We start from the raw sequence: 24,981 nt of genomic DNA on the forward strand, positions 1-24,981 counted from the left end.
GGCGAGAAGGCTTTTGCGAATTTGACCGACCAAAAACTAGCTTTTTTGGGCGTTAAGCTGTTCGGCTGAAACGAGTGGGCACTAATGCAGGGAAATTCTGCCCGCTGCTAGGTGTGGCGCCCGCTGGTAGCTCATCAGCCTGCGCACCAATATTACATCGAGATTTATGTTCCTGTTTCAACGTCAGCCGGCGGGGTTACCTTGCTCATGATGTAGTTGGCGGCGGACTCTATTTCAGGGAACATCGTGCTCGCGTTGATCCCAATTTTGTCGAGGGAATCTCGCAGTTTTTTCTTGGCCGCGCCCGGAATGATGGTGCGTGCGATCGTGAAGTCGTCGTGCCCGTCATCGGTGAGTGAGGTTTTCAGTCCAAAAATCAAAAATGCGCCTTGCTGAGCGAGCAGTCGTCGGTTCTTCAGGCGAGGCTTCACCGCAACGGGCCCATTCAAATCCGAGCGCCTGATCTGTGGCAAGAAATAAGGCTTCTCGGATTTAATAAATTGAAGCAGTCGCTTCCCGGTCGGAGACGCAGCCAAGTCAGCATCCGTTTTTGTTGATCGGATACTATCTCGCTCGGCACCACTCAGATTTGCAAGATTAGCTAAGCAGCTGACGGTGTCGCTATCGTAATATTTCACTTTCGAGGGTGACATTGCGACATACAAAACTTCACCACTGTCAGTATAGGGCGGAGAGCAGGCGAAATATAGCGCGACAAGCGGATTGCTGCTCACGTCAAGCAATCTCGTTTTCAGAGAATAATGCTGCATTCTTACGAGCTGCTCGAATACTCCCGTATCCATCTCAAAATCAGCTGGATGCAAAGAGACGAGCTCTCTCAGAAGATTTTTCTCGTGCTTTCGATTCTGAGGTTGTCGGAAAAGGCCAGGCTGCAGCGTATGCCCGGCGTTGGCGTGCCCCCGATAAAACCGGACTTCTTTGGGGTTCGCCTTCCGAAGCTCAATCCGACGAATATACTCAGCAAGAGTGGTGACCTCGGAAGCCATTTAGTTTTTGCCCCATGGAAGCCAAACGCCTCCGCCCAATCGAACAATCCTGAGTTATGTTAGGCTCTGCAACCCAAAAGGCGCAACATGCGTGTGGTGGGCTCCGGATTCACACCTTCACCTCCACCACCCCGCCCCCCGCGCGGAACTTCGCTGACATCTCCGCCATCCCAGCTTCCGCCGCCTCCAGCGAACCGCCCGCGTCGTTCTGGGCCGCCGCATCCCTGCGGATGTCCTGGCTGATCTTCATGGAGCAGAACTTGGGGCCGCACATGGAGCAGAAGTGGGCGGTCTTGTGGGCCTCCTTGGGCAGGGTCTCGTCGTGGTATTTGCGGGCCGTCTCGGGGTCGAGGCCGAGGTTGAACTGGTCCTCCCAGCGGAACTCGAACCGGGCGCGGGACAGGGCGTCGTCGTGCAGGCGGGCGGCGGGGTGGCCCTTGGCCAGGTCGGCGGCGTGGGCGGCGATCTTGTAGGTGATGACGCCGTCCTTGACGTCCTGACGGTCGGGCAGGCCCAGGTGCTCCTTGGGCGTGACGTAGCAGAGCATGGCCGTGCCGAACCAGCCGATCATGGCCGCGCCGATGGCCGATGTGATGTGGTCATAGCCCGGCGCTATGTCGGTGGTCAGCGGCCCTAGCGTATAGAAGGGCGCCTCGTGGCAGTGCTTGAGCTGCTCATCCATATTGGCCTTGATCTTGTGCATCGGCACGTGGCCGGGGCCCTCGATCATGACCTGGCAGCCCTTGGCCCAGGCGATTTTGGTCAGCTCGCCCAGGGTGCGCAGCTCGGCGAACTGGGCCTCGTCATTGGCGTCGGCGATGGAGCCGGGACGCAGGCCGTCGCCGAGGCTGAAGGACACATCATAGGCCCGCATGATGTCGCAGATGTCCTCGAAATGCTCGTAGAGGAAGCTCTCGCGGTGGTGGCTGAGGCACCATTTGGCCATGATGGAGCCGCCGCGTGAGACGATGCCCGTGACCCGCTTGGCCGTCATCGGCACGAAGGGCAGGCGCACGCCCGCGTGGATGGTGAAATAGTCCACGCCCTGTTCCGCCTGTTCGATCAGGGTGTCGCGGAACACCTCCCAGGTCAGGTCCTCGGCGATGCCGTTCACCTTCTCCAGCGCCTGATAGATGGGCACGGTGCCGATGGGGACCGACGAGTTGCGGATGATCCAGTCGCGGATGTTGTGGATGTTGCGACCCGTCGACAGGTCCATGACGTTGTCGGCGCCCCAGCGGGTGGCCCAGACCAGTTTGTCCACCTCGTCATCGACGCTGGACAGGACGGCCGAGTTGCCGATGTTGGCGTTGATCTTCACCAGGAAGTTGCGGCCGATGATCATCGGCTCGACTTCGGGGTGGTTGATGTTGTGCGGGATGATGGCGCGGCCGCGCGCGATCTCCTGACGGACGAACTCGGGCGTGACGAAGTCGGGGATCGAGGCGCCGAAGTCCTCGCCGTCGCGGATGCAGGGTGCGTTCTGCTCGCGGCGCAGGTTCTCGCGGATGGCGACATATTCCATCTCGGGCGTGATGATGCCGGCCCTGGCGTATTCGTACTGGGTGACCGGGCGGCCCTCGACGCCCTTGAACACCTTGTGGTTGGAGACGTCGAAGCGGGGGGCGAGGTTCTTGCCGGACGCGTGGCCGTTGTCCTCGGGCTTGACCTCGCGGGGGTTGAGGACGGGTGCGATGTCGCCGCGATCCAGCTGCCAGCTGGACTTGACCAGGGGCAGGCCCTTCTTGATGTCGATGGTCACCGTCGGGTCGGTGTAGGGGCCGGAGCTGTCATAGATGGTCACCGGCGGCTCGTTGGCGCTGGGGTGAACGGCCACCTCGCGGAAGGGGACGCGGATGTCGGGATAGAGCTCGCCCGCGACATAGACCTTGCGGCTGCCCTCGCGTTCGCCGGTCGGGATCGTCCCCGTCTCGCGCATCACCGCATCGCGCGCGTCCTTGAGCGAGAGATCGACGCTGGGTTCGTGGCTATCGCTCGCGACGCGGTCGCTCGCTGCTTGAGCCACAGCGGGCTCCTCAGGCAGGGCGTCGGCGGTCTTAGGCGGGGTGACGGCGATGTTCATGGCGGCCTCAAACGGTTTGAGGTCTGACGGCGCCGAAATCGGAAAGGTCCCGTGGCGTGGACCGATAAGCGTTTCCCATCCCTTCGCCGGCATGACCCGGATCAGGTTCGACGGGTCAGGCGGCTACGCCAATCTCAGCCGCTCGATCGCGACCCCCCGGAGAACAAAGAAACCCTATCCCCATAATGGTCGCGGCTCAACGACCCGATGCGACAATGCCGTGGCCATAGGCGCCCGATCCCCACTCCGCCTAAGTCTCGCCGCCGACATAGGACGCGAAATCAGCGCCTTAGGGATACTGAAACAGTTGCAGGCCAGGCTGGGGGCTCCAACAGTATCCAGTGAGCCTGCCCCATGACCCTGCCTCTCGAACGCCTGGTGTACGAAAGCGCCGCGACCGGAACGACGGAGTCGGTGCTGAACCTGGCGGTCATCCTGGCCGAGAGCCAGAGGAACAATGACCAGCGCGGCCTGACGGGCGCACTGGCCGCGCACAGGGAGCGCTATGTCCAGGTGATCGAGGGGCCGGTGGCGGCGCTGGACAGTCTGCTGCGGCGGCTGACCGACGACCCGCGCCATCGCCACATCCGGGTCCTGGATCGCCGAGCCATCGCCGAGCGTCAGTTCGAGGGCTGGTCGATGGCCAGCCCGCGGTTCAATCCGCAGATGAGCGAAGCGCTGGACCGGCTGATGGCCGAGCCGGATCCGTCTGGCGGCCTGATCGTGCGCCTGCTGCGCGAGGCGCTGGACGCCGACCGGACGCTGGCGGCCTGATCAGTCGAAACGGATGACGGTCCGCACCGCCTTGCCGTCGTGCAGGGCGTCGAAGGCGGCGTTGATGTCATCCAGAGCGATGACGCCCGACAGCAGCCGGTCCACCGGCAACCGCCCCTGGCGATAGAGGGCGACATAGCGGGGGATGTCGCGAGAGGGGACGCAGGTCCCGATATAGGAGCCCTTCAGCGTCCGCTCCTCTCCGACCAGGGAGACGACGTTGACGGCCAGGGCGGCCTCGGGCGGCGGCAGGCCGGCGGTGACGGTGGTTCCGCCGCGCCGGGTCATGCGCCACGCCGCATCCAGCGCCCGGACAGAACCGGCCATCTCGAACACGAAATCGGCCCCGCCGTTGGTCAGGGCGCGGACCTGTTCGACGGCGTCGGTATCGCTGGCGTTGACGGTCTGGACCGCCCCCAGGGACCGGGCCAGGGCCAGCTTGTCCTCCGACAGATCGACGGCGATGACGGGCGAGGCTCCGCTGGCCAGGGCGCCCAGCACGCTGGCCAGGCCGACGCCGCCCAGGCCGACGACGACGGCGCTCTGGCCCGCCCGCACCCCTGCGGTGTTCACCACGGCGCCGACCCCGGTCAGGACCGCACAGCCGAACAGGGCGGCCTCATGCAGGGCCAGGTCGGGATCGACGCGGACCAGGGACCGGCGCGAGACTACGGCCCGCTCGGCGAAGGCGGAACAGCCCAGGTGGTGGTTCAGGTCCGCGCCTGCATCGTCGTGCAGGCGATGTCCGCCGGCCAGAAGCTCGCCCCTGCCGTTGGCGGCGGCGCCCGGTTCGCACAGGGCGGGACGGCCCTCGGCGCAGGGGTTGCAGTGACCGCAGGACGGCATGAAGACCATGACGACATGATCGCCGATGTTCAGGTCGGTGACGCCGTCTCCCAGAGCCTCGACCACACCGGCCGCCTCGTGGCCCAGAGCCATGGGCAGGGGGCGGGGACGGTCGCCATTGATGACGCTGAGGTCCGAATGACACAGGCCGGCGGCGGCGATGCGGACCAGGACCTCGCCGGGGCCGGGCGGGTCCAGGGTCACGGTCTCGATGCTCAGGGGGCGGCTGTGGGCATAGGGGCGGGCGGCGCCGCGTTCGCGCAGTACGGCGGCCCTTGCCGTCAGGGGCGAAGCCAGGGGGCGGGGGGTGGCGGTCATATGCTCAAGCCTTCGTCATCGACAGGTCCTCGATAGGCGCTTGACGCCGCGTCGGCCAAGCCCGAGCGTTCATCGAAACAGCGGAGGAAAATCGGCATGGCGAAACGGGACGAAGGGGTGCTGGCGAAGCGCGACACCTACAAGGCCTTTCACACGGTCTCGACCCGCTGGGCCGACAACGACCAGTATGGCCATATCAACAACGCCAAGTTTTATGAGTTCGTGGACTCGGCGGTGAACGCCCACCTGATCATCGCCGGCGCGCTGAAGGACTCCATCGGCCTGGTGGTCGATTCGGGCTGTCGCTACGCCTCGTCTCTGGCCTTTCCCGACGTCATCGAAGTGGGGATCAAGGTCGACAAGATCGGCACCTCGAGCGTTCGTTACGGCTTCGCCGTCTTCCGCAGGGGCGGCGTCGAGCCCGCCGCCATCGGCCATTTCGTCCACGTCTATGTCGATGCCGAGACGCGGCGTCCCAAGCCCCTGCCGCCGACGCTGAAGGCCGTGGTCGAGAACCTGAAGGCGGACTGAGCCGAGGATGCGGATCGCCGTCCTGTCCGACATCCACGGCAATGTTTCGGCCCTGGAAGCGGTGCTGGCCGATGTCGGGCGGCGCGGCGTCGATCTGAGCGTGAACCTGGGCGACATCCTGTCGGGCGGGCTGTGGCCGGCTGAGACGGCGGCCATGCTGATGCCGCTGGACCTGCCCACCATTCGCGGCAACCACGAACGACAGGTGATGACCCTGGCGCCCGAGCGGATGGGCGCGTCGGATCGGCGGGCGCACGATACGATCGGCGAGGCGGAACGTGTCTGGTTAGGCGGGCTGCCCGAGACGCTGCGGCCCGTCGAGGGCGTGTTGATGGTTCACGGCACGCCCGGCAGCGACATCGAATACGGGCTGGAGACCGTCACGCCTGAGGGCTTGCGCGAGGCGACGCGGGGCGAGGCCGAGGCGCGCTTTGGCGGGGCAAAGGCCGACCTGATCCTGTGCGGCCATACGCATATGCCGCGAATCCGGCGGCTGGAGAGCGGCGCGCTGGTGGTCAATCCGGGCAGCGTCGGCCTGCCGGCCTATGACGACGACAGGCCCTATCCGCACCTTGTCGAGGCCGGCTCGCCTCACGCCCGCTACGCCATCGTCGAGAAGAGCGACAAGGGTTGGGCCGCCGAGTTGATCGCGGTGGACTATGACTGGGACCGGGCGGCGCGCGACGCCGAGGTCCACGGCCGTCCCGACTGGGCGCGTGCCCTGGCCACGGGACGGGTCTAGGCCGCGCGCTAAATCGCGATGGCGGCTTTACGGCGTTCGGGTCGTCGCGTTATCTGAATGAACCGGGCCTGATCGCGGGCGCCCGGACATAGGCGATGTTCGCCCAAGACCCGCTCCCGCCCGCCTGATCGGCGGCAAGGAGCGCCGATGTCTTGCATCCAGACACCATCCCCCGACGAGGCGCGACCGCCGCGCCTGACCCTGTTCGCCCTGTTCGTGAAATTCCTCGGCTTCGGCCTCTTGGCCTTCGGCGGGCCAGCCGCACAGATCGCCATGCTGAAGCGCGAACTGGTCGAAGGCGAGGGCTGGATCTCGGTCGCGCGCTTCAACCGGCTGCTGGCGGTCATGCAGGTCCTGCCGGGGCCCGAGGCGCATGAGCTGTGCGTGCACCTGGGGATGCGGGCGCGGGGGCGGTGGGGCGGACTGGTCGCCGGGCTGGGCTTCATGCTTCCGGGGTTCATCCTGATGATGGCCCTGGCCTGGCTGTATTTCCGCATCGACTTCGACCGGGGCTGGGTGGCGGCGGCCCTGTTCGGCGTCCAGGCCGGCGTCGTCGCCCTGATCGTTCGGGCGGTCGAGAAGATCGGCCAGCAGGCTCTGGCTGACCGCGCGCTTTGGATCATTGGCGGGACGGCGGCGGTGGCTTCGGCCCTGGGGGTTCCGTTCTGGATCACCCTGCCGGCCTCGGGCGCGGTCTATTGGGCGTGGCGTAGCGGGCGGCGCGGGGTGGTGGTCCTGATCGTCGTCGCGGCGGCTGTTGCAGCCCTGTTTCAGGCGCAGGCGGGCGGGGCGAGCGTCGCGCCGACCTTCAGCAGCCTGGCGTCCGACGCGCCGGGGACGGTGGCGGCCCTGGCGCTTTTCCTGTGCGGTCTGAAGGCGGGGCTGTTGACGTTCGGGGGCGCCTATACGGCCATCCCCTTCCTGCGCACCGACATGGTGGTGCGAGGCTGGCTGGGGGACGGAGCGTTTCTGGACGGGCTGGCCCTGTCGGGGGTTCTGCCGGCGCCCCTGATCATCTTCGCCACCTTCGTCGGCTATGTGGCGGGCGGACCGGCGGGCGCGCTGGCGATCACGGCGGGAATCTTCCTGCCGGCCTTCGCCTTTTCGATGATCTTCTACGATCGGCTGGAGGCGGTGGTGGATGCGCCGGCGCTGCGCGAACTGTTGGAAGGCGTGGCGGCCGGGGTGGTCGGGCTGATCGCCGTCACGGCCGCCCAGCTGGGCTGGGGACTGGCTACGACATCGGGCACGCCTTGGCTGGCGCTGGCGATCTTCATCCCTGCGCTGGCGATGTTCTTCAGATGGAAGAGCCCGTTCGCCGCCCCAGTGGTGCTGGCGGCGGCGGGGGTCGCAGGCGTGCTGGCCGCCTAGTCGTCCATATAGCCGAGCAGGGCCAGGGCCCCGACGGCGGTGAGGACGCCCAGCGCAAAGGCGCCGATGACCGAGCCGGTGGCGACGGCGGTCGAGACGGTCACGGGGCGCGCCTCGTACCATTCGACGATATCGGCCTCGCCCAGATCGTCGTCCAGATAGGCGTCGGCGTCGTGCAGGGGGTTTTCTGCGGTCATGGTCAAGCTCCCGTCGGTGGCTGGCTTAATCCCCGGCGAGGCGACGGGTTCCGATTACAATTGGTCGCCCGCCGATTGGTGACAGATGTCTGCGGGCAGGTTAGACGGCCTATCCGCCGAACGGAACGCGCGCAAGCCGCGAGCCCCGCCGGTCCGTTTGCCATGCCGACCGAAGATCGGCATTGGGGAGCGAGCGTTAGCGCCCTTCAAGAGACTGTTCATGGCCGGCCATTCCAAGTTCAAGAACATCATGCACCGCAAGGGGCGCGCCGATGCGGTGCGATCCAAGCTCTTCTCCAAGCTGTCGCGCGACATCACGGTGGCGGCCAAGGCGGGGATGCCCGACGTGGCGCTGAACCCGCGCCTGCGTCTGGCGGTCAACAACGCCAAGGCCGAGAGCCTGCCCAAGGACGTGATCCAGCGCGCCATCAACAAGGCCGCCGGCGGCGACGTCGATACGATGGAAGAGGTCCGCTACGAGGGCCGGGGCCCCGGCGGCGTCGGCATCATCGTCGAGGCCCTGACCGACAACAGGAACCGCGCGGCCTCCAACATCGGCGCGGCCTTCAAGAAGAACGGCGGCGCGCTGAGCGAGATGAACTCGGTCGCCTTCATGTGGGATAAGGTCGGCCAGATCATCTACAAGGCCGAGGCCGGTTCGGAAGACGCCGTCATGGAGGCCGCCATCGAGGCCGGCGCCCAGGATGTCGAGAGCGATCTGGTCAAGCCCGACATCTATGAGGATGCGCCCGGCCACACCATCTGGACCGCCTTCGAGGACCTGAACGAGGTCGCCGAGGCCATGTCCAAGATCCTGGGCGACCCCAAGTCGACGGCCATCGTCTGGAAGCCCCAGTCCGAGGTTCCCGTCAGCGGTGAGGCGGTCGGAACCCTGATGAAATTGCTCGACGCCCTGGACGCCGAGGACGACGTGTCATCCGTCTATTCCAACGAGGAAATCTCGGACGAGGACATGGCCAAGTACGCAGGCTGACCACAGGACTCGCCTGTCTGGATAACATTCTTCATCGACTCCGGGTCGCGACTCTGCAATCGTTAAGATGGTTGAGGGGCCTTTCAGACACCATTGTTCCGGGCGCGTGCGCGCATCCGGCAGGCTCCGCACCTATCGTGATGCGCTGGAGCCAAGATGATGCTGTTGTCCAAGATCGACCGTGCCCTGTCGGGCAATGCGCGCAGTAAGGCCGTGGTCCCCGTGGTCGAGACCTCGATCGAGGCCGTGGCCGGCTCCATCGGCGAACGCTATGAAATCCTCCAGGGCAGCCTGGACCAGCTGACCGGCCTGGCCCAGCAGCTGCGGGCCGTCGAGCCGCTGCTCAACGATATGCGCCAGCCGCTGACCGCCGAGTTCACGGCGCGTCGCGAGGAGTATCTGGAGCTCATCAACCTGCGCGGAGCCTATCGCGAGACCTCGGAACAGGCCGCGACCCTGGGCAACGAGAGCCGCCGTCTGGCCGCCGCCCTGACCGCCGCCGAGGCGCGGGGCGACGACCTGGAGGCGCGCTGCGCCGAACACGCCGCCACGGCCCAGGACAACCGCCTGCAGATGGATCAGGTCCGCAACGCCCTGTCCCAGGCCGAGGGCCGGGTCGACGCCCTGGGCTCGGCCGAGCGCGATGCGGTCAAGCGGATCATCGAGCTGGAACAGGACCAGACGGCCCTGCGCGCCCAGCTTCAGGCCCTGGAATCCCAGCGCGGCGAGGCCGAGGCCGGCCGCACCCGCGCCGTCCGTGACCACAGCCTGGCCACCGACGAGAACGCCGCCCTGAAACGCCGCATGGACGAGGTCGGCCTGGAGGTCGCGCGTCTGGCCCGCGCCGAGGCCTCGCTGGAAAGCCAGTTGACCGGCGAACGCGCCCGCGCCGCCGCAGAACAGGCCGAGGCGTCGCGCGCCCTGCGTCTGGTCGAGGGCCAGGCCGAGAGCGCCCGTTCCGAAGCCGCCGCATTGCAGGCGCGTCTGGACACCACCACGGCCCGCGCCGTGCGGCTGGAGACCCTGAACGGCGAACTGACCACGAAGCTGGCCGAGATGCAGGCCGCCAGCCACGCCACCGACCGCACCACCGAAGAGATGACCACCGGCCTGGAACGCGCTCTGGAACGGGTGCGGGTGCTGGAAGCCGACGCCGAGGAAAGCCGTCAGCGCCAGGCCGCCATGGACGCCGCCCGCCTGGCCGCCGTGGACCGCGCCGAACACCTGTCCAAGGCCACCTCGGCCCAGGAAAAGGCCCTGGCCCGCAGCGAGGATCGCCTGAACAAGCTTCAGGCCCGTCTGTCGGCGGTGCAGGCCGAGCACGACGCCCGCGCCCAGCAGCTGGTCGAACAGGTGGCGTCGAGCCGCTCCGAGCTGGAGGCCCTGCGCGCCGAATCGGCCATGACCACCGCCGCCCTGGACACCGCCCGTCGCGACCGCGAGCCGAGCGGCGAGGTGGCGATGCTGAACTCTGCGGTGGCCTGAGGACGCGCCTGTCAGGGAACTCTGTCCGGGGATCGGGGGTTAGGTCGGCTCAACCTTGACCGGGAAGGCCAGACCCCCATGGACATCACCCAGCTGATCCTCGACGACCACGCCGAGCAACGCCGTCTGTTCGCCATTCTGGAACAGATCGACCCGTCCGACGTGGACGCCCTGACCAAGGTCTGGGGCCGGCTGTCGGCGTTTCTGGACGTCCATGCCGAGGCCGAGGAGCGGTTCTTCTATCCCGAGCTGATGAAGCGCGGCGAGGGCGCCAATGACGCCGAGGACGGCACCGTCGAGGGCGAGACCGAGGACGCCATCGAGGATCACAACAAGCTGCGTGATGCGGTCAAGGCGGCCAACAAACTCAAGATCGGCACAGGCGCCTGGATCGAGGCGGTGGGCAAGGCCAATGTCGTCAACTCCAAGCACATGGGCGAGGAGGAGCGTCAGGGCCTGACCGACTTCCGCCGCCATGCCCCGATCGAGACGCGCCATGCCCTGGGGGTGAAGTTCGCCGCCTTCGAGGCCGAGCACCTGCTGGGCGTCAAGCCGGTCAACAAGGACCCGGAAGCCTATGTCGAGGAACACGCGGCCTAGGCGCCGGCCATGACAGCCGACCTGATCAGCGCGCTCTGGCCGGTCATGGGCGCCACTGTCGCCGGGGGGCTGATCGGGCTGGAGCGCGAGTGGCGCGGCCGCGCGGCGGGGTTCCGCACCCATATCCTGGTCAGCCTAGCCTCGGCCCTGTTGATGCAGGCGGCGATGACACAGGGCGGCTGGGCCTTCGAGGCCCTGCCCGACGAGAACATCGTCACCGACCCGACGCGGATGGCGCACGGCGTCCTGACCGGCATCGGTTTTCTGTGCGCCGGCGTGATCTTCCGCACCGGGTTTTCGATCCACGGCCTGACCACGGCGGCGTCGCTGTGGATCACCTCGGCTATCGGCATCCTGTTCGGCGTCGGCCTGTACGGGCTGGGCGTGCTGGGCACGGTGACGACGGTGCTGATCCTGATCGGGCTGAGGCTGGTCAGCGCCAGATTGCCCGGCCAGACGGTCATCGACGCCGAGGTCTGCTGGGCGCGCGGCGATGTGGCGACCGAAGCCCGCGTCGAGGCTGCCCTGGCGACCGTCGATAGCCATGCCCGACCGGACCGCATCGAACTGGGCGAGGCCGGAGCCGTGTCGACGCGCAGCTGGCGGATGAAGGCGGGCGGCGATCACGACCTGAAGACCCTGGCTGCAAGCCTGTCGGGCATGGAGGGTGTTCTGGCCTATCGGCTCGACCCCCGCGACGACTGAGCCCGGCTTGCAATCCCGGCGGTTCGCGTCAGGGTGGTGAGACAAGAGGCTCGGGGGAGCAGACACAATGGACAAACCCAAACGCGGCGGCTTGCACGCCGACGACGTGATCGTGGTCGTGGCGTGGGTTTTCGCCATCGGACTGGTGTTCGCAGCGGCCTGGGGGTCGCGTTTACTGATCGAGCCGATGCGGGAGGTGTTCCAGGCCTTCGGGGCGTCACAGCAGGCCCCGCTGGAACCCGACAGCAACGAGGCCTCGGTCGAGCTGGGCATTCTCTATCCGGTCAACGGCCCTGTGCCGAACGAGACTGAGATGCGCGCCGCCGGCATGTCAGATGACGAGGCGGAACAGAAACCCATGGCCCAACCGCCCGGGGTGGTGGTCGTGCCGCCGTCCTGGCTGCAAGCGCCCCGACCCTATTACCCCTCGACCGCAGCCTATCGGAATGTCGAGGGCGGTCGCGTGCAGATGGAGTGTTTCGTCCGCCCCGACGGGATCATCGCCGCCTGTATCGTGCTGAACGAGACCCCGCCGGGCCTTGGCTTCGGGCGCGCAGCCATCGCCGCAGCCCGGGACGCCAGGCTTCAGGCCCGGACTGTCGATGGCGTGGCTTCGCCGGGCCGGATCCGCTTCACCACCAGCTTTCGTCTGCAATAGGCGTCCGCATTCGGCGCGCCCCCCCTGCCTACTCCTGCATGGCGTAGGCGCGGACGATGGCGAACAGGAAGTCGCGGCCTTCATAGAGGGATCGCGCGCGCAGCCGCTCGTTCAGGCCATGGACCCCATTGCCGTCCGGGTCGGTGAACATGCCGGTGACGCCATAGGTCGCAATCCCCGCCGCATTGGTGAAGCGGCCGTCGGTGGCGCCTGTCGATAGGGTCGGGATGACGGGAACGCCGGGCCACAGATCGGCAGCGGCGGCCTGGATCGGACCCAGGATGTCGGCGCCCAGGGTCGGGGCCGGAGCGGTCGGGCTGGGCTCGCCCACCGTGGCGATGGTGATGGCGTCATTGGCCAGGACCCGCGCCATCTCGCCCTGGGTGTCTGCGATCGTATTGCCGGGCAGGATGCGGCAGTTGACGTTGACCGTGACCTTCTGGGGCTGGGCGTTCGGCGCGTGTCCGCCCTCGATCAGGGTGGGGATGCAGGTGGTCCGCATCATGGCGTTCCACACCGGATTGGCGGCGGCCAGCCGGGCGGCGGCGTCCACGTCGGGGGTCTCGGTCGCCGTCAGGGCGCGCAGGTCGGCGGCGTATTCGGGCGTGCTCTCGGCGATGGCCGCGAAATAGGCGCGGGTCACGCCGCTGAGCTGCAGCGGGAAATCATGCGCCGTCAGCCGGGCCAGGGCCTCGCCCATGGCGGCGATGGCATTGTCCTTGCGCGGCCGGGCCGAGTGGCCGCCGGGGTTGGTCAGTTCGACGGTGAAGTCCTGATAGACCTTCTCGCCCGCCTGGACGTTCAGGGCGATGCGGTTCGCGTGGGCGTCCAACTGTCCGCCGGCGCCTTCATTGAGCGCGAACCCGGCCCGCAGGGTCTCGGGCCGGTTGGCCAGAAGCCAGCTGACGCCGTTCCAGTTGTCGTCGGTTTCCTCGCCGCAGGTCAGGGCCAGTTTCAGGGTGCGGCGGGGCGTGAACCCCTCCTGCTTCAGGCGCACGAAGCTATCGACCCAGACCGAGGCCTGCGCCTTGTCGTCCGAAGCGCCGCGCGCATAGAAGAAGCCGTCCTCCTCGATCAGGGTGAAGGGGTCGCGTTGCCAGTCCGAGCGCCGCGCGTCGACCACGTCGATATGGGCCAGCAGCAGGATGGCGGGCGCCGAGGCGTCCGAGCCGGGCAGGGTGGCGATCAGATTGCCCAGCTTGGGCTGGGTCGGGTCGATGACGACCTCGACGTCGGGTGCGGCGTATCCGGCGGCGGTCAGTCGGGCGGCCATCCTCTCGGCGGCCAGGGTGCAGCTGCCGGTCGACAGGCTGGTGTCGGTCTCGACCAGCTCCTTGTAGGTCTCTCGGAACACGGCCTGATCGGGACGAAGCGTCGCCGGGCTCTGGGTCAGGGTCAGGACGGGGGCCGGTCCCGACGGGGTGTCGGCCTTGGCGATGGTCACGGTGGCCGCGATGATCACGACGGCGGCGATGCCGAACAGGCTGAGGAACAGACGGCTGCGGCGCAGGTTGCGGTGCTCCTCATAGGCGGCCTCGTCGAGCCAGAAGCGGCCTTCGCCGGCCTCGACCACGGCCTTGCGCTTGACCAGGGTGCGAAGGACGCCGCGCGCGGGCAGACGACCGACAGGCAGGGCGGCGGCGGTGTCCGGCGCGTGGGCCCCGGCTTCGCGCAGGGTGCGGACGATGCGCCGCTCGGAGCGTATCCGCACGGCCGCCATGGTGGCCGCTGAGTTTGTACCTGTCGTCATGATCCGCTCCCGTTCGCGGCAGCCATAGACCGATCGTGCGCGGTTGTCCTCAGCGACTCGGCGGTCTGCGTGCGACGACACGGCCGGGAAAGCGCTGTTTTGCCGCCGGCGTCGGACGGCTAAGGTCTGCGAAGTTTCGAGTGATTGGAGGTCGCGTCTTGACTGTTTTCCTGCGTCTTTGTTCGGCCGTCGTCGCCTTGATCGTCGTCCAGTGTCTGTGGTCCCCATCGTCCGCCCAGGCCCAGACCTTCGCCTGTTCCGGCGCGGCCGGCGAGAGGATGGTCGGTCACGCCCCAGGGCCCAATGGCCAGGGCGGCGTGCCCCTGTGCATGAGCGACGGCAGCGGGGGCGGGGGCTATGCGGCGCCGACGCGTCCGCCTGTCCTGACCTATGGCGCCTTCGCCGCGCACATCGACGCGACCGACATCTGGAGCGAGGGCAATCAAAGACAGGCGGGGGTCGCCGAGCGGATCGCGCTTGAGGCGTGCAACCGCGCCATGGGCGGCGGCTGCGAGAGCGGGGAATGGAACGATTCCTCCATGGCCATCATCCGCGATCAGACTGGCGTCTTCTTCCATGCCTGGCTGGGCGAGGGCGATGCCGAACGCCGCCGCGTCATGGACCTGTGCTCGTCGCGTCAGGAACTGCCCTGCCAGGTGTTCAAGACCATCAACGCCAACGGGCGCCGTCACCGGCCCGGTCCCGAGGCGCGTCGATCCTATGCGGTCGGGGCCTGGGTCCAGGGCACGATCGCCGACGGCTATGACCGCAAACTCTATCTGGCCAGCGGTTATCGCTCGATGGAAGAGGCCAGGCCCCTGGCCATCGCGGCCTGTCTGGCGGCCAATCCGGGACGGAACTGCCAGATCGCCGTCGAGGCCGGCGGGACCTTCATCCAGACGGTCACCAATGATCGCGGTCGCGACTTCACGGTGGTCGAGACCAGTGTCGAGCGGGCACGATCGGCCGGCGAAATCCGCTGCCGCCGCGACGGCGGCACGGGCTGCGAGGTCCAGGCCACCTTCGACACCCGCCAGCGGGGCCTGTTCGTCCACGATTTCAGCAGGGGCGCCGCCGGCTGACAAACCGGCGGGATCATCCGGTCATTGTTCGGTAACTCCGTTTGAGGCATGAACGGAACGAATGACGAACGCGGCGACTCAATTCGGCGGAAACAGCGGCCCGGTGCGCATCCTGGGGCTGGACCCTGGCCTGCGCCGCACCGGCTGGGGCGTAGTGGTCGCCGAGGGCTCGCGCCTGCGCTGGGTCGCCCACGGGGTGGTGACGCCCGACGAGAAGGCGCCCTTCTCCGAGCGGCTGCTGCATCTGCTGGAGGCGGTGGGCGAGGTCTGCGCCGCCCATGACTGCGACGAGGCGGCGATCGAGGAGGTCTTCGTCAACATGAACCCGTCTTCGACCCTGAAGCTGGGCCATGCGCGGGCGGCGGTCATGCTGGCCCCGGCGCGGCACGGGCTGAGCGTGGCGGAGTACTCGCCCAACCTGATCAAGAAGGCGGTGGTCGGCGCCGGCCATGCCGACAAGAGCCAGATCGCCTTCATGGTGAAACGACTGCTGCCGACTGCGGGGGACGTGAAGGCCGATGCGGCCGACGCCCTGGCGGTGGCGATCACCCATGCGCAACTTAGGAAGCGGACCCTGCTGGCGGCGCTGAACCCGATGCGGGGCGCGGCGTGACGGGTGGCATGGCCTTCTCCTCCCTGTCGGCGCAGCCGATGGGGAGGTGGCGCGGCGCGGCTTGGCGCCGTGACGGAGGGGGCGACCGGCTGGCGCCAGTGAGCGATCAGCCAGCCCTCATTTTCGACGCGGTGTCGCCCCCTCCGTCTCCTCGCAAGCGGCTCGGAGCCACCTCACCATTCGCTGCGCGAACAGGGAGGATTGCATCATGATCGGGCGGCTGCGCGGGGTGCTGGCCGAGGTCGAGGAGGGCTATTGCCTGATCGACTGCGCGGGCGTGGGCTATGTGGTGACGTGCGGGGCGCGGACGCTGCAACGCCTGCCGGCGCCGGGCGACGAGGCGACCCTGCATATCGAGAGTTCATGGTCGGCCGAGAACGGCCCGCGCCTGTACGGCTTCCTGACGCGGGATGAACGCCGCGCCTTCACCACCCTGACCGGCATCCAGGGCGTGGGGCCAAAGGCGGCCCTGTCGGTGCTGGACGTGCTGCCGCCGGGCGAACTGGCGCAGGCCGTGGCGCGCGACGACAAGGCGGCGGTGGGCCGGGCCAACGGCGTGGGGCCGAAACTGGCGCTGCGCATCGTCACCGAACTGAAGGGCAAGCCTCTGGGGGATGTGTCCTTCACGCCAAGCGCGGCTGGGGTCCATGCCGAGGTCGCGCCGCCGGTCCCGAGCGTGACGGGCGAGGCGGTCTCCGCCCTGCTGGGTCTGGGCATGGCCGAGGTCAATGCGCGCCGGGCGGTCGACCACGCCCTGATCCGGCTGGGTGACGAGGCCGAACTGTCGGCGGTGATCCGCGCGGCGTTGCAGGAGCTGGGGCGGTGACATTCAAATTCCGCTCATCCTCGCGAAGGCGGGGACCCAGTGTTTTGGGCGATCGGTTAGGCCGGCGTCGCGTTTGCAGTCATCCCACGCACCTTGCTCCACGAAAGAACTGGGTCCCCGCCTTCGCGGGGATGAGCGGGTGTGAACAGTGAGCGACGACCGCATCATCTCGCCGGAACCGGCGCCGGGAGAGGCCTATGACCGCGCGCTGCGGCCCCAGAGCCTGTCTGAGTTCGTCGGCCAGGAGCAGGCCAAGGGCAATCTGAAGGTCTTCATCGACGCGGCCCGGTCGCGCGGCGAGGCGCTGGATCACGTCCTGCTGTTCGGGCCTCCGGGTCTGGGCAAGACGACCCTGGCCCAGATCGTGTCCAAGGAACTGGGCGTGGGTTTTCGCGCCACCTCGGGGCCGATCCTGGCCAAGGCGGGGGACCTGGCGGCGATCCTGACCAATCTGGAACCGCGCGACGTCCTGTTCATCGACGAGATCCACCGCCTGGCCCCGACGGTGGAGGAGATCCTCTATCCGGCGATGGAGGACCATGTGCTGGACCTGATCATCGGCGAGGGGCCGTCGGCGCGCTCGGTGCGGATCGACCTGGCGCCCTTCACCCTGGTGGGGGCGACGACGCGGGCGGGGCTTCTGGCCACGCCGCTGAGGGACCGGTTCGGCATTCCGTTGCGGCTGGAATTCTACACCCCCGACGAACTGGTGCGGGTCATCACCGGGGCGGCGAGGAAGATGGGCGCGCCGATCGACGACGAGGGGGCGCGAGAGATCGCGTCGCGAGCCCGCGGCACGCCGCGCGTCGCCGGGCGGCTGCTGCGCCGGGTGCGGGACTTCGCCTCGGCGGACGGAGCGCCGATCATCTCCAAGCTGGTCGCGGCGCGCGCCCTGGCCCGGCTGGAGATCGACGAGGCGGGGTTGGACGCCAACGACCGCCGCTTCCTCAAGGCCCTGATCGAGAACTATGGCGGCGGGCCGGTCGGGATGGACACGCTAGCAGCCGCAATCGCCGAGGCGCGTGACGCGGTCGAGGACGTGATCGAACCCTATCTGCTGCAACAGGGATTCATCCAGCGCACGCCGCGCGGACGCATGGCCTGCGCCAAGGCCTATGCCCACCTGGGCCTGACTGAACCGCCCAAGCCGCCGGTCGCGGGTCAGGGCGGGCTGTTCGAATAGGGGTCTTCACCGCGTCGCCGAACGGCTTCATGCTGGGGGCGTAAGGAGACGCGGATGGCGCGACGCCTGAACATGCAGAGGCTGATCCGGGTGCTGATCTCCGTGCTGGGCGTCGCCGTGCTGGCGCTGGGCGGGGTCTGCCTGTGGGCCGTCACGCGCGGCGGGCCGCCTATGGCCCAGACCCCGGCGCCGGAGCGGGCGCTGCAACAGGTGCGCGAGCAGATGGGACGGGCGGGCGAGCTGCGCTATTTCGAAGCCGGCGAGGGCCGCGCCCTGTGCGGGTACGCGGGCCTGAAGGGACAGGCGCGGGCGGTCGCATTCGTGTCGCGGCCCAACCGTATCCTGTTCAGCGATGACCCCCTGCCCGGAGAATTCCGCGAAATGCGCCAGCGCTTCTGCCCCGGCTTCGCCTTCGTCGAGCCCCGGGTCACGCCATGACGGACCAACCCACCGCCGGTCGGTTCGATGGGCGCGAGCATCTGTTGCCTGTGCGCGTCTATTACGAGGACACCGATTTCACGGGCCTGGTCTATCACGCCAACTATGTCCGCTATCTGGAGCGGGGGCGGTCGGACTTCCTGCGGCTGACGGCCAGCGATCATGCGGCCCTGATGACGGGCGACGAGCCGATGGCCTTCGTCATCGCCGATCTGAAGCTGAAATTCCTCAAGCCCGCGCGCATCGACGACGCCCTGACGGTGCGGACCTCCTATGACCGGATCAAGGGGCCGAGGCTCTTGATCTCGCAGACGGTCGAGCGGGACGGCGAGGTGCTGTGCCGGGCGGCGGTGACGGCGGTCTGCATCCACCTGGACGGGCGACCACGCCGGCCGGTCAAGGCCCTGGTCGACAGCGTGACGCCCTGGCTTGCCCAAGGTATTGGCTTGGCTGACGACGCAGGAGACGACTGACATGGCGCCCAAGATCGACCCCACCACCGGACTGACGGATCGTCAGACCTGGAACATGCTGGGCACCATCGTCATTCTCGGCGCCCTGTTGCTGGGCGGCGGGCTGGTGGGCTGTCCCTATTACAAGGTCTGGGAGCGCAAGATGGCCGGTCAGGCCGAGTTGCAATACCAGCAGGGCGCGCGTCAGGCCCTGATCGCCCAGGCGGCGGCCGAGGACGAGGCCTCCATCAAGCGGGCCGAGGCGGCGACCCGGCGCGTGCGCGGCTGGGCCGATGCGGCCAGAAAGGGCTGCGAGGATGTGGGCCTGTCGCAGGACCGGGCCTGTATCGACCAGTTGCTGCGCGACGCCGCCACCTATTCCATCGCCAAGGAAGGCCATGAAGGCGTGATCGTCTCGGTCGGCGCCCCGGTCTCGGTGGCGGTCAACCCCAACGCCGGAAGGCCTGAATAGGCCGCTCGCTTCGTCCGTATCGGGGCCGGCTGTTAGTCATATCTTGCAACGGGCAGGAGAGGATGGGTGACGGTGGCGCTTGCCGCCGTTAGACCCGACCGACGCCTTGGGGCGGACGCCACACTATGGTCACGCGCACCCGCTCCATGGGGCCGTGACGCTTGAAGGACCGATCTGAATGGAAGCCGCCGCCGAAGCCTCGATGCTGAATCCCATCGCGCTGTTCCTGGCCGCCGACCTGGTGGTCAAGGGGATCATGATCGGACTGGCCGTGGCCTCGCTGTGGTCCTGGGCCGTCATCATCGACAAGGCGTTCCGCTTCGCCGCCCTGAACAGCCAGGCCACCGCCTTCGAGCGCCAGCTGGCCTCGGGCCGGTCGCTGGAGGATGTGGCGGCGCAGGCGGGGCCGAACCCCAGCCACGCCCTGCCGCGCATGTTGGTGGTCGCCCTGCACGACTGGCGCGAGACCCGCCAGCGCGGCCCCCTGACCGACACCCAGGGCAACCTGCTGATCAGCCGCATCGACCGGGCGCTGGATTCCATCATCGCCCGCGAGGGCCAGAGGGTCGAGAACGGCCTGGGCGTGCTGTCGGTGGTGGCCACCGCCTCGCCCTTCATCGGCCTGTTCGGCACGGTCTGGGGCATCATGCGCGCGTTCGGCGCCATCGCCTCGGCCGGGAACACCAACCTGACCACTGTGGCGCCGGCGATTTCCGAGGCCCTGTTCGCCACGGCCATCGGCCTGGCGGCGGCCATCCCGGCCTATATCGCCTACAACAAGTTCTCGATCGACGCGGGCAAGTTCACGGGCCGGCTGGAAAGCTTCGCCGACGACCTGCAGGCCGCCGTGGCGCGCCGCCTGGGTTCGCCCGCGACCTCGCAACCGGCGCCCCAGGCCGACGCCTTCCACCGGGCCGACTGATGGCGGGCGGCGTCGGAGGCGGAGCAGGCGGCCATGTGCGGGGGCGCAGACGTGCGCGCAAGCGGCCGCTGAGCGAGATCAACGTCACCCCCCTGGTGGACGTGATGCTGGTGCTCTTGATCATCTTCATGATCTCGGCGCCCCTGCTGACCGTGGGCGTGCCCGTGGACCTGCCCAAGACGGACGCCAGCGCGGTGGACACCGACAACGAGCCGGTCACCGTGTCCGTGGACAAGGACGGCGCGATCTTCATCGACAAGGACGAGACCTCCTACGAGGCCCTGCTGACGCGCGTGTCCGATGTGGCGGGCGAGGCTGAGCGGTCCGAAAAGCCGATCTTCGTGCGGGCCGACGGCCGGGCGCCTTATCAGGCGGTGGCGCGGGTCATGGCGCGGCTGTCGGCGGGCGGATATTCCAAGCTGAACCTGATCACCGACACGGCAGCCGATGCGGCGCCGGCCAGAGCGGCCACGGCTCCCGCCACGCCGGGCGGGGAAGGCTGATCTCGTGACGCAGGCGGCGTCGGAACCGAAATCCTGGCCCTCCATCGTCGGCTCGGTGGCGCTGCACGCCGTCATCGTCGGCCTGGCCGTGTTCGCCCTGCCGCGCGAGAAGGTGCTGACGCCGATCACCTCGTCCGTGCCCGTGTCGATCATCTCCAGCGAGGTGATCGAGGCCGCCGCCGACAATCCGTCCGATGAACTGGTCACCGACGACGCTGCGACCGCGCCGAGCGAGGCGGTCGAGGCTCCGCCCGAGCCTGCGCCGCCTTCACCGCCGGTTCCCACGCCGCTGACGCCCACACCGCCCCGGCCGACGCCCCCGCGCCCCACGCCGCCACGTCCGACACCGACACCGACGCCCACGCCGACGCCGCGTCCTACGCCGCCCAGGCCGACCCCCACGCCGACGCCCCCGCGTCCGACGCCTACGCCGCCACGCCCGACGCCGACTCCGCCGCGCGCTGCGCCCACGCCGCCACGCACCCAGCCGTCGCTGGACCTGAACGCCCTGGCCGGCCCGCGCCGTCCGACAGGCAATACGGGCCGTCCCGCCACGGGCCAGACGGGCGCCGGTCAGGCGTCACAGGCCACGGGGCCGCAGCTGACGGCCATCTTCAACCAGGTCTATCCGAACTGGACCCTGCCCTGCGACATCCCTGGGGCCGACCAGCTGAGGATCCAGATCGACGTCACCCTGTCGGCGGATGGGCGGATCACGGACGGGCCGACCCTGCTGAATCCGCAGTCGGGCAACGTCTATCGCGCGGCGGCGGACGGCGCGCTCAGAGCCCTGCGCCAGACCGCCCCCTTCGACGTGCCCGCCGGATTCCCCGGCGGCAGTTTCCGCCCGACGTTCAACACCGAACGGGCCTGCCGGAACCGGTAGCGGGGCAGCCGGGCAAAACCTGCCGTCCCGAAAGTCGCCCCAATCCCACTGATGGTGGCGTTTGTCGTACAGTCTCGCGATAAGGACTGACGACCGTCTCGACCTGGGAGCCTTTGCATGCGTCTGAACCTTCTGCTCACAACGGTGGCCGCAATCGCGGTGGCGGCCTCCACGCCCGGCGTCGCCCAGCAGCAGGACCGTCCGCAGCAGGGCGGTCCCATCGAGGTCGAGATCGACCAGGGCGTGCTGCGTCCCTTCCAGATCGCGGTGGCCCCCTTCAGCGGCCAGAACGGATCCGACATCGGCGAGGTCGTTTCGGCCGACCTGCGGCGCTCGGGCTTTTTCGAGCCGATCAATCCGGCCAGCTTCATCGAGACCGGCCTGACCCTGGCCAATGCCCCCGACTTCGCCAAATGGACCAATATCGGCGCCCAGGCCGTGCTGTACGGATCGGTGACGCCGCGCCCGGACGGTCGCAACGACGTGGGCTTTCGCCTGTACGACCCCTACCGCCAGTGCCAGCTGGTCAGCTATAATTTCACCGCCACGTCCGAACAGTGGCGCCGGATCGCGCACAAGATCGCCGACGTCGTCTATCAGCGCATGACGGGCGAGAGCGGCTTCTTCGACACCCGCATCATCTATGTCGCCGAGAGCGGCACCGAGCTGAACCGGCTCAGTCGCTTGGCCATCGTGGACCAGGACGGCTACAATCCCGTCTTCCTGACCCAGGGCGAGGAGATCATCCTGACGCCGCGCTTCTCGTCCAATCCGAACGAGATCACCTATATGGCGCTGGGCGAGAACTACTCGCGCATCTACCTCTACAACCTGTCGACGGGCCGCCGCGAAAGCCTGGGCGAGTTCGACGGCCAGGCCCTGGCGCCCCGCTATTCGCCGGACGGGTCAAAGGTCGCTTTCTCGATCATCCGGGGCGGCAATACCGACGTCTATGTGATGGACCTGCGCAGCCGCCAGCTGAGCCGCCTGACCTCGGACCCCGGCATCGACACCTCGCCGTCCTTCAGCCCCGACGCGTCGCAGATCGTGTTCAACTCGGACCGGTCGGGCACGCCGCGCCTTTATGTCATGCGCGCCGACGGCTCGGGCCAGCGGCCGATCTCAAGGGGCGGCGGCAGCTATACGGCGCCCTCGTGGAGCCCGCGCGGCGACATGATCGCCTTCACCAAGTCGTCGGGCGGCCGGTTCTCGATCGGAGTGATGAACACCGACGGGTCGGGCGAGCGCAGCCTGTCGTCCAGCTATTTTGAGGAAGGCCCGTCGTGGGCGCCCAATGGCCGCTACATCATGTTCGCGCGCCAGACCCAGGGCGGAAACACCAATCTGTGGATGGTGGACCTGTCGGGCCGGGTCATCGCCCAGTCGGGCTATCAGGGACGCGGGTCCGACCCCGCATGGTCGCCGCTGCTGGACCCGGCGCCGACCAGCCTGGGCATGAACCAGGGGCCGGACTCCTGCCCGTCCTGAGATTCCCCAGGGGGGTGATCACGGATGGACCTGAAGGGCTCAACTGTGCGTTATCGCTCCAGACAGACACAAGACCGCCACGCTAATGGTCGAGCTTGATGGCTCGCCAAGATCGCAAAGATCGCTGCTTCGAGGAGACGACCCGATGATCCCCGCATCCACCCTGATCAAACTGGCCGCCGTGGGCCTTGTTGCGACGACGATGGCCGCCTGTACGCCTAAGCGCGCGGTCGAACCGGCTGTGCCCAATGTGCCGCCGGAGACGGGCGGTCCGGTCTATCCGGGCGGCAATAACGGCAACGTCGGCGGCAACACCGGCGCGGCTATGCCGGGCTCGGCCCAGGACTTCGTCGTCAACGTCGGCGACCGGGTCTATTTCGACCTCGATTCCTATCAGGTGAACCCTGAGGCCTATCCACGCCTGGACGCCCAGGCCCAGTGGCTGCAGCGCTATCCCCAGGTCAATGTCCGCATCGAGGGCAATGCCGACGAACGCGGCACCCGTGAATACAACCTGGCCCTGGGCGCTCGCCGCGCCGAGTCGATCCGCAACTATCTGGTCAATCGCGGCGTGCCCGCCGGCCGGATCGACACCATCAGTTTTGGCAAGGAACGGCCGATCGCGCCGGGTTCGAGCCAAGACTCCTGGGCGCGCAACCGCAACGGCCACACCGCCATCGTCTCCGGCGCGCAGTAGGCTTTAAGCGAGGGCGCTAACGCTCGCGCCGCGGGCGCTCGCTGCTTGAGCGCATTCTTGTTGGGGCGCTAACGCTCGGCTCGCGGAGCCTCGCTGCTTCAGCGCGAAGCGTTATGAGGGCGTCGGCCGTGGGGTCGGCGCCCTTTCCTTTTGACCTGCGCCGCTGGCCCCGTCAGAGAGGACGGCAGTAGAGTTCGGGGGGACCATGGATCTGGAAGCAGTGGGCGGCGTGGTGACCGGGGGACTGGTCGCCGCAGCCATCGAACGCCCGACGGGCGAGGCGGGCGAGGCCCATCACACCTGCAGCGACTGCGGGTCCGAGACCCAGGGCAATTTCTGCTCCAACTGCGGCCAGCCGACCCACGTCCATCGCACCCTCCTGCACCTAGGCGAGGAGCTGCTGCACGGGGTCATGCATTTCGACGCCCGCATCTGGCGCACCCTGCCGTTGCTATGGCTAAACCCGGGCCGGCTGACGCGCGAATGGGTTGAGGGCAAACGCACGCGATACGTCTCGCCGCTGGCGATCTTCCTGTTCACCCTGTTCGTGATGTTCTTCGCGCTCAGCTTCATGCCTCATCGCGAATCCACGCCGCTGCAAGGCGACATCGCCGAGCAACGGCAGGAACTGGCCGAGGCCGAGGCTGCGCTGGTCGAGACGCGCACGCAACTGACGACTGAGTCGGCGGCCGCAGGCCGTATGGCGGTCGAGGTGGCCGAAAAACTGGTCGTCAAACGGCGCGAGGACCTAGCCCACCTGGAACAGGAACTGCGCGACGGCCGGACCGACGGCCTGAAGCCCGGCACCTGGCAGTCCAGCCTCAAGGATCTGGCGGACGGCAACAGCGCGGGCAAGCTGACGGTGATGGGGCACAAGGCCGGGGCCGAGGGTCACGGAGTGGGCGCTACGGTGTTGAAGAAGCTGCAGAACCCGGACCTGGCGGTCTATAAATTGCAGCAGACGATGTACAAGTTCGCCTTCCTGCTGGTGCCGCTGTCGATCCCGTTCGTCGCCCTGCTGTTTCTGTGGCGGCGAGGCTCGACCCTCTATGATCATGGGGTCTTCGTCCTGTATTCCCTGACCTTCATGGCCATGCTGCTGATGACCATGGTGCTTGCGGCGACGCTGAACGGCGTGCTTGGCGGTCTGGTCATCTTTGCGGGGATACTGGCAATACCCGTCCATGTCTTCGCCCAGTTGAAGGGCGCCTATTCCCTGTCGGTGTTTTCGGCGCTGTGGCGGGCCGCGGCCCTGCTGGTGTTTTGCAACATCGTGGTCGGCCTGTTCATCACGGCGATCGTCTATCTGGGCCTGGGGCACTGAGGGCAGGGCGCGACGCCTTGCAGACGCCTCAAAT

At 67.8% G+C, this 24,981-nt stretch carries 27 protein-coding genes and 1 riboswitch; of the genes, 22 read left to right on the forward strand and 5 right to left on the reverse strand.

What is annotated here, in order from left to right; genetic code table 11:
- Window positions 1–164 precede the first annotated feature (164 nt).
- Complete coding sequence (locus tag ACO05L_RS02980) at window positions 165–1,007, reverse strand: FRG domain-containing protein (protein ID WP_421730690.1); 843 nt, start codon at window positions 1,005–1,007, stop codon at window positions 165–167.
- A 109-nt stretch (window positions 1,008–1,116) separates the two neighbouring features.
- Window positions 1,117–2,946 carry a phosphomethylpyrimidine synthase ThiC gene (gene thiC, locus ACO05L_RS02985; protein ID WP_421731620.1) on the reverse strand — a complete coding sequence of 610 codons (1,830 nt, stop codon included), beginning with the start codon at window positions 2,944–2,946 and terminating at the stop codon, window positions 1,117–1,119.
- 204 nt (window positions 2,947–3,150) lie between these two features.
- Window positions 3,151–3,259, reverse strand: a riboswitch (TPP riboswitch).
- 185 nt (window positions 3,260–3,444) lie between these two features.
- Between thiC and ACO05L_RS02990 the strand changes: the two genes are divergently transcribed.
- Window positions 3,445–3,864: a BLUF domain-containing protein gene (locus tag ACO05L_RS02990; RefSeq protein WP_421730691.1), complete on the forward strand. Its 420-nt coding sequence runs from the start codon at window positions 3,445–3,447 to the stop codon at window positions 3,862–3,864.
- Here ACO05L_RS02990 and ACO05L_RS02995 read toward each other — a convergent pair whose 3' ends face one another.
- The gene (locus ACO05L_RS02995; protein WP_421730692.1) at window positions 3,865–5,028 is read right to left on the reverse strand and encodes a zinc-dependent alcohol dehydrogenase family protein; all 1,164 of its coding nucleotides are present in this window, start codon (window positions 5,026–5,028) and stop codon (window positions 3,865–3,867) included.
- A gap of 96 nt (window positions 5,029–5,124) precedes the next feature.
- Here ACO05L_RS02995 and ACO05L_RS03000 point away from each other — a divergent pair, with 96 nt between their 5' ends.
- From ACO05L_RS03000 to chrA, 3 genes are all read left to right on the forward strand, one after another.
- Entirely contained in the window at window positions 5,125–5,559 is a 435-nt protein-coding gene (locus tag ACO05L_RS03000) for an acyl-CoA thioesterase (RefSeq protein WP_421730693.1), read from the forward strand.
- A gap of 7 nt (window positions 5,560–5,566) precedes the next feature.
- The gene (locus ACO05L_RS03005) at window positions 5,567–6,301 is read left to right on the forward strand and encodes a metallophosphoesterase family protein (RefSeq protein WP_421730694.1); all 735 of its coding nucleotides are present in this window, start codon (window positions 5,567–5,569) and stop codon (window positions 6,299–6,301) included.
- Between the two features lie 147 nt (window positions 6,302–6,448).
- A complete protein-coding gene (gene chrA / locus ACO05L_RS03010) occupies window positions 6,449–7,672 on the forward strand; it encodes a chromate efflux transporter (protein WP_421730695.1) in 1,224 nt (407 codons plus the stop codon).
- Here the strand turns inward: chrA and ACO05L_RS03015 are convergent.
- Complete coding sequence (locus ACO05L_RS03015) at window positions 7,669–7,869, reverse strand: hypothetical protein (RefSeq protein WP_421730696.1); 201 nt, start codon at window positions 7,867–7,869, stop codon at window positions 7,669–7,671. The genes chrA and ACO05L_RS03015 overlap by 4 nt on opposite strands.
- Before the next feature lie 220 nt (window positions 7,870–8,089).
- Here ACO05L_RS03015 and ACO05L_RS03020 point away from each other — a divergent pair, with 220 nt between their 5' ends.
- From ACO05L_RS03020 to ACO05L_RS03040, 5 genes are all read left to right on the forward strand, one after another.
- Entirely contained in the window at window positions 8,090–8,863 is a 774-nt protein-coding gene (locus ACO05L_RS03020) for a YebC/PmpR family DNA-binding transcriptional regulator (protein ID WP_421730697.1), read from the forward strand.
- A gap of 156 nt (window positions 8,864–9,019) precedes the next feature.
- On the forward strand, window positions 9,020–10,348 hold the full coding sequence (locus ACO05L_RS03025; protein ID WP_421730698.1) for a hypothetical protein: 1,329 nt from the start codon (window positions 9,020–9,022) through the stop codon (window positions 10,346–10,348).
- Window positions 10,349–10,426: 78 nt separating this feature from the next.
- Window positions 10,427–10,948 carry a hemerythrin domain-containing protein gene (locus ACO05L_RS03030; RefSeq protein WP_421730699.1) on the forward strand — a complete coding sequence of 174 codons (522 nt, stop codon included), beginning with the start codon at window positions 10,427–10,429 and terminating at the stop codon, window positions 10,946–10,948.
- A gap of 9 nt (window positions 10,949–10,957) precedes the next feature.
- Window positions 10,958–11,653 carry an MgtC/SapB family protein gene (locus ACO05L_RS03035; protein ID WP_421730700.1) on the forward strand — a complete coding sequence of 232 codons (696 nt, stop codon included), beginning with the start codon at window positions 10,958–10,960 and terminating at the stop codon, window positions 11,651–11,653.
- A 67-nt stretch (window positions 11,654–11,720) separates the two neighbouring features.
- Window positions 11,721–12,311, forward strand: coding sequence for a TonB family protein (locus ACO05L_RS03040; RefSeq protein WP_421730701.1), 591 nt, complete (start codon window positions 11,721–11,723; stop codon window positions 12,309–12,311).
- A gap of 28 nt (window positions 12,312–12,339) precedes the next feature.
- Here ACO05L_RS03040 and ACO05L_RS03045 read toward each other — a convergent pair whose 3' ends face one another.
- Window positions 12,340–14,061, reverse strand: a complete 1,722-nt coding sequence (locus tag ACO05L_RS03045; protein ID WP_421730702.1) for a M20/M25/M40 family metallo-hydrolase — start codon at window positions 14,059–14,061, stop codon at window positions 12,340–12,342.
- Between the two features lie 158 nt (window positions 14,062–14,219).
- On the opposite strand from ACO05L_RS03045, the gene ACO05L_RS03050 reads away from it, so the two are divergent.
- The 13 genes from ACO05L_RS03050 (at window position 14,220) to ACO05L_RS03110 (ending at window position 24,947) form a co-directional block, all read left to right on the forward strand.
- On the forward strand, window positions 14,220–15,143 hold the full coding sequence (locus tag ACO05L_RS03050) for a DUF4189 domain-containing protein (protein ID WP_421730703.1): 924 nt from the start codon (window positions 14,220–14,222) through the stop codon (window positions 15,141–15,143).
- Window positions 15,144–15,204: 61 nt separating this feature from the next.
- The gene (gene ruvC, locus ACO05L_RS03055) at window positions 15,205–15,756 is read left to right on the forward strand and encodes a crossover junction endodeoxyribonuclease RuvC (protein WP_421730704.1); all 552 of its coding nucleotides are present in this window, start codon (window positions 15,205–15,207) and stop codon (window positions 15,754–15,756) included.
- A gap of 208 nt (window positions 15,757–15,964) precedes the next feature.
- Entirely contained in the window at window positions 15,965–16,582 is a 618-nt protein-coding gene (gene ruvA / locus ACO05L_RS03060) for a Holliday junction branch migration protein RuvA (RefSeq protein ID WP_421730705.1), read from the forward strand.
- 148 nt (window positions 16,583–16,730) lie between these two features.
- The gene (gene ruvB, locus ACO05L_RS03065) at window positions 16,731–17,765 is read left to right on the forward strand and encodes a Holliday junction branch migration DNA helicase RuvB (protein WP_421730706.1); all 1,035 of its coding nucleotides are present in this window, start codon (window positions 16,731–16,733) and stop codon (window positions 17,763–17,765) included.
- Between the two features lie 54 nt (window positions 17,766–17,819).
- Window positions 17,820–18,203 carry a hypothetical protein gene (locus ACO05L_RS03070; protein ID WP_421730707.1) on the forward strand — a complete coding sequence of 128 codons (384 nt, stop codon included), beginning with the start codon at window positions 17,820–17,822 and terminating at the stop codon, window positions 18,201–18,203.
- Entirely contained in the window at window positions 18,200–18,676 is a 477-nt protein-coding gene (locus tag ACO05L_RS03075) for a YbgC/FadM family acyl-CoA thioesterase (RefSeq protein ID WP_421730708.1), read from the forward strand. The genes ACO05L_RS03070 and ACO05L_RS03075 overlap by 4 nt, the downstream gene beginning before the upstream one ends.
- A 1-nt stretch (window position 18,677) precedes the next feature.
- Window positions 18,678–19,127, forward strand: coding sequence for a hypothetical protein (locus ACO05L_RS03080; RefSeq protein ID WP_421730709.1), 450 nt, complete (start codon window positions 18,678–18,680; stop codon window positions 19,125–19,127).
- A gap of 178 nt (window positions 19,128–19,305) precedes the next feature.
- Window positions 19,306–20,049, forward strand: coding sequence for a protein TolQ (gene tolQ / locus ACO05L_RS03085; protein ID WP_421730710.1), 744 nt, complete (start codon window positions 19,306–19,308; stop codon window positions 20,047–20,049).
- Entirely contained in the window at window positions 20,049–20,552 is a 504-nt protein-coding gene (locus ACO05L_RS03090) for an ExbD/TolR family protein (RefSeq protein ID WP_421730711.1), read from the forward strand. Before tolQ ends, ACO05L_RS03090 begins: the two co-directional genes overlap by 1 nt.
- A gap of 4 nt (window positions 20,553–20,556) precedes the next feature.
- A complete protein-coding gene (locus ACO05L_RS03095) occupies window positions 20,557–21,438 on the forward strand; it encodes a hypothetical protein (protein ID WP_421730712.1) in 882 nt (293 codons plus the stop codon).
- Window positions 21,439–21,555: 117 nt separating this feature from the next.
- On the forward strand, window positions 21,556–22,926 hold the full coding sequence (tolB, locus tag ACO05L_RS03100; RefSeq protein WP_421730713.1) for a Tol-Pal system beta propeller repeat protein TolB: 1,371 nt from the start codon (window positions 21,556–21,558) through the stop codon (window positions 22,924–22,926).
- 145 nt (window positions 22,927–23,071) lie between these two features.
- Window positions 23,072–23,623, forward strand: coding sequence for a peptidoglycan-associated lipoprotein Pal (pal, locus tag ACO05L_RS03105; protein ID WP_421730714.1), 552 nt, complete (start codon window positions 23,072–23,074; stop codon window positions 23,621–23,623).
- 205 nt (window positions 23,624–23,828) lie between these two features.
- On the forward strand, window positions 23,829–24,947 hold the full coding sequence (locus tag ACO05L_RS03110; protein ID WP_421730715.1) for a DUF3667 domain-containing protein: 1,119 nt from the start codon (window positions 23,829–23,831) through the stop codon (window positions 24,945–24,947).
- Window positions 24,948–24,981 lie beyond the last annotated feature (34 nt).

It is taken from the genome of Brevundimonas sp. (assembly GCF_965227765.1).
In the GTDB taxonomy this organism is placed as follows: domain Bacteria; phylum Pseudomonadota; class Alphaproteobacteria; order Caulobacterales; family Caulobacteraceae; genus Brevundimonas.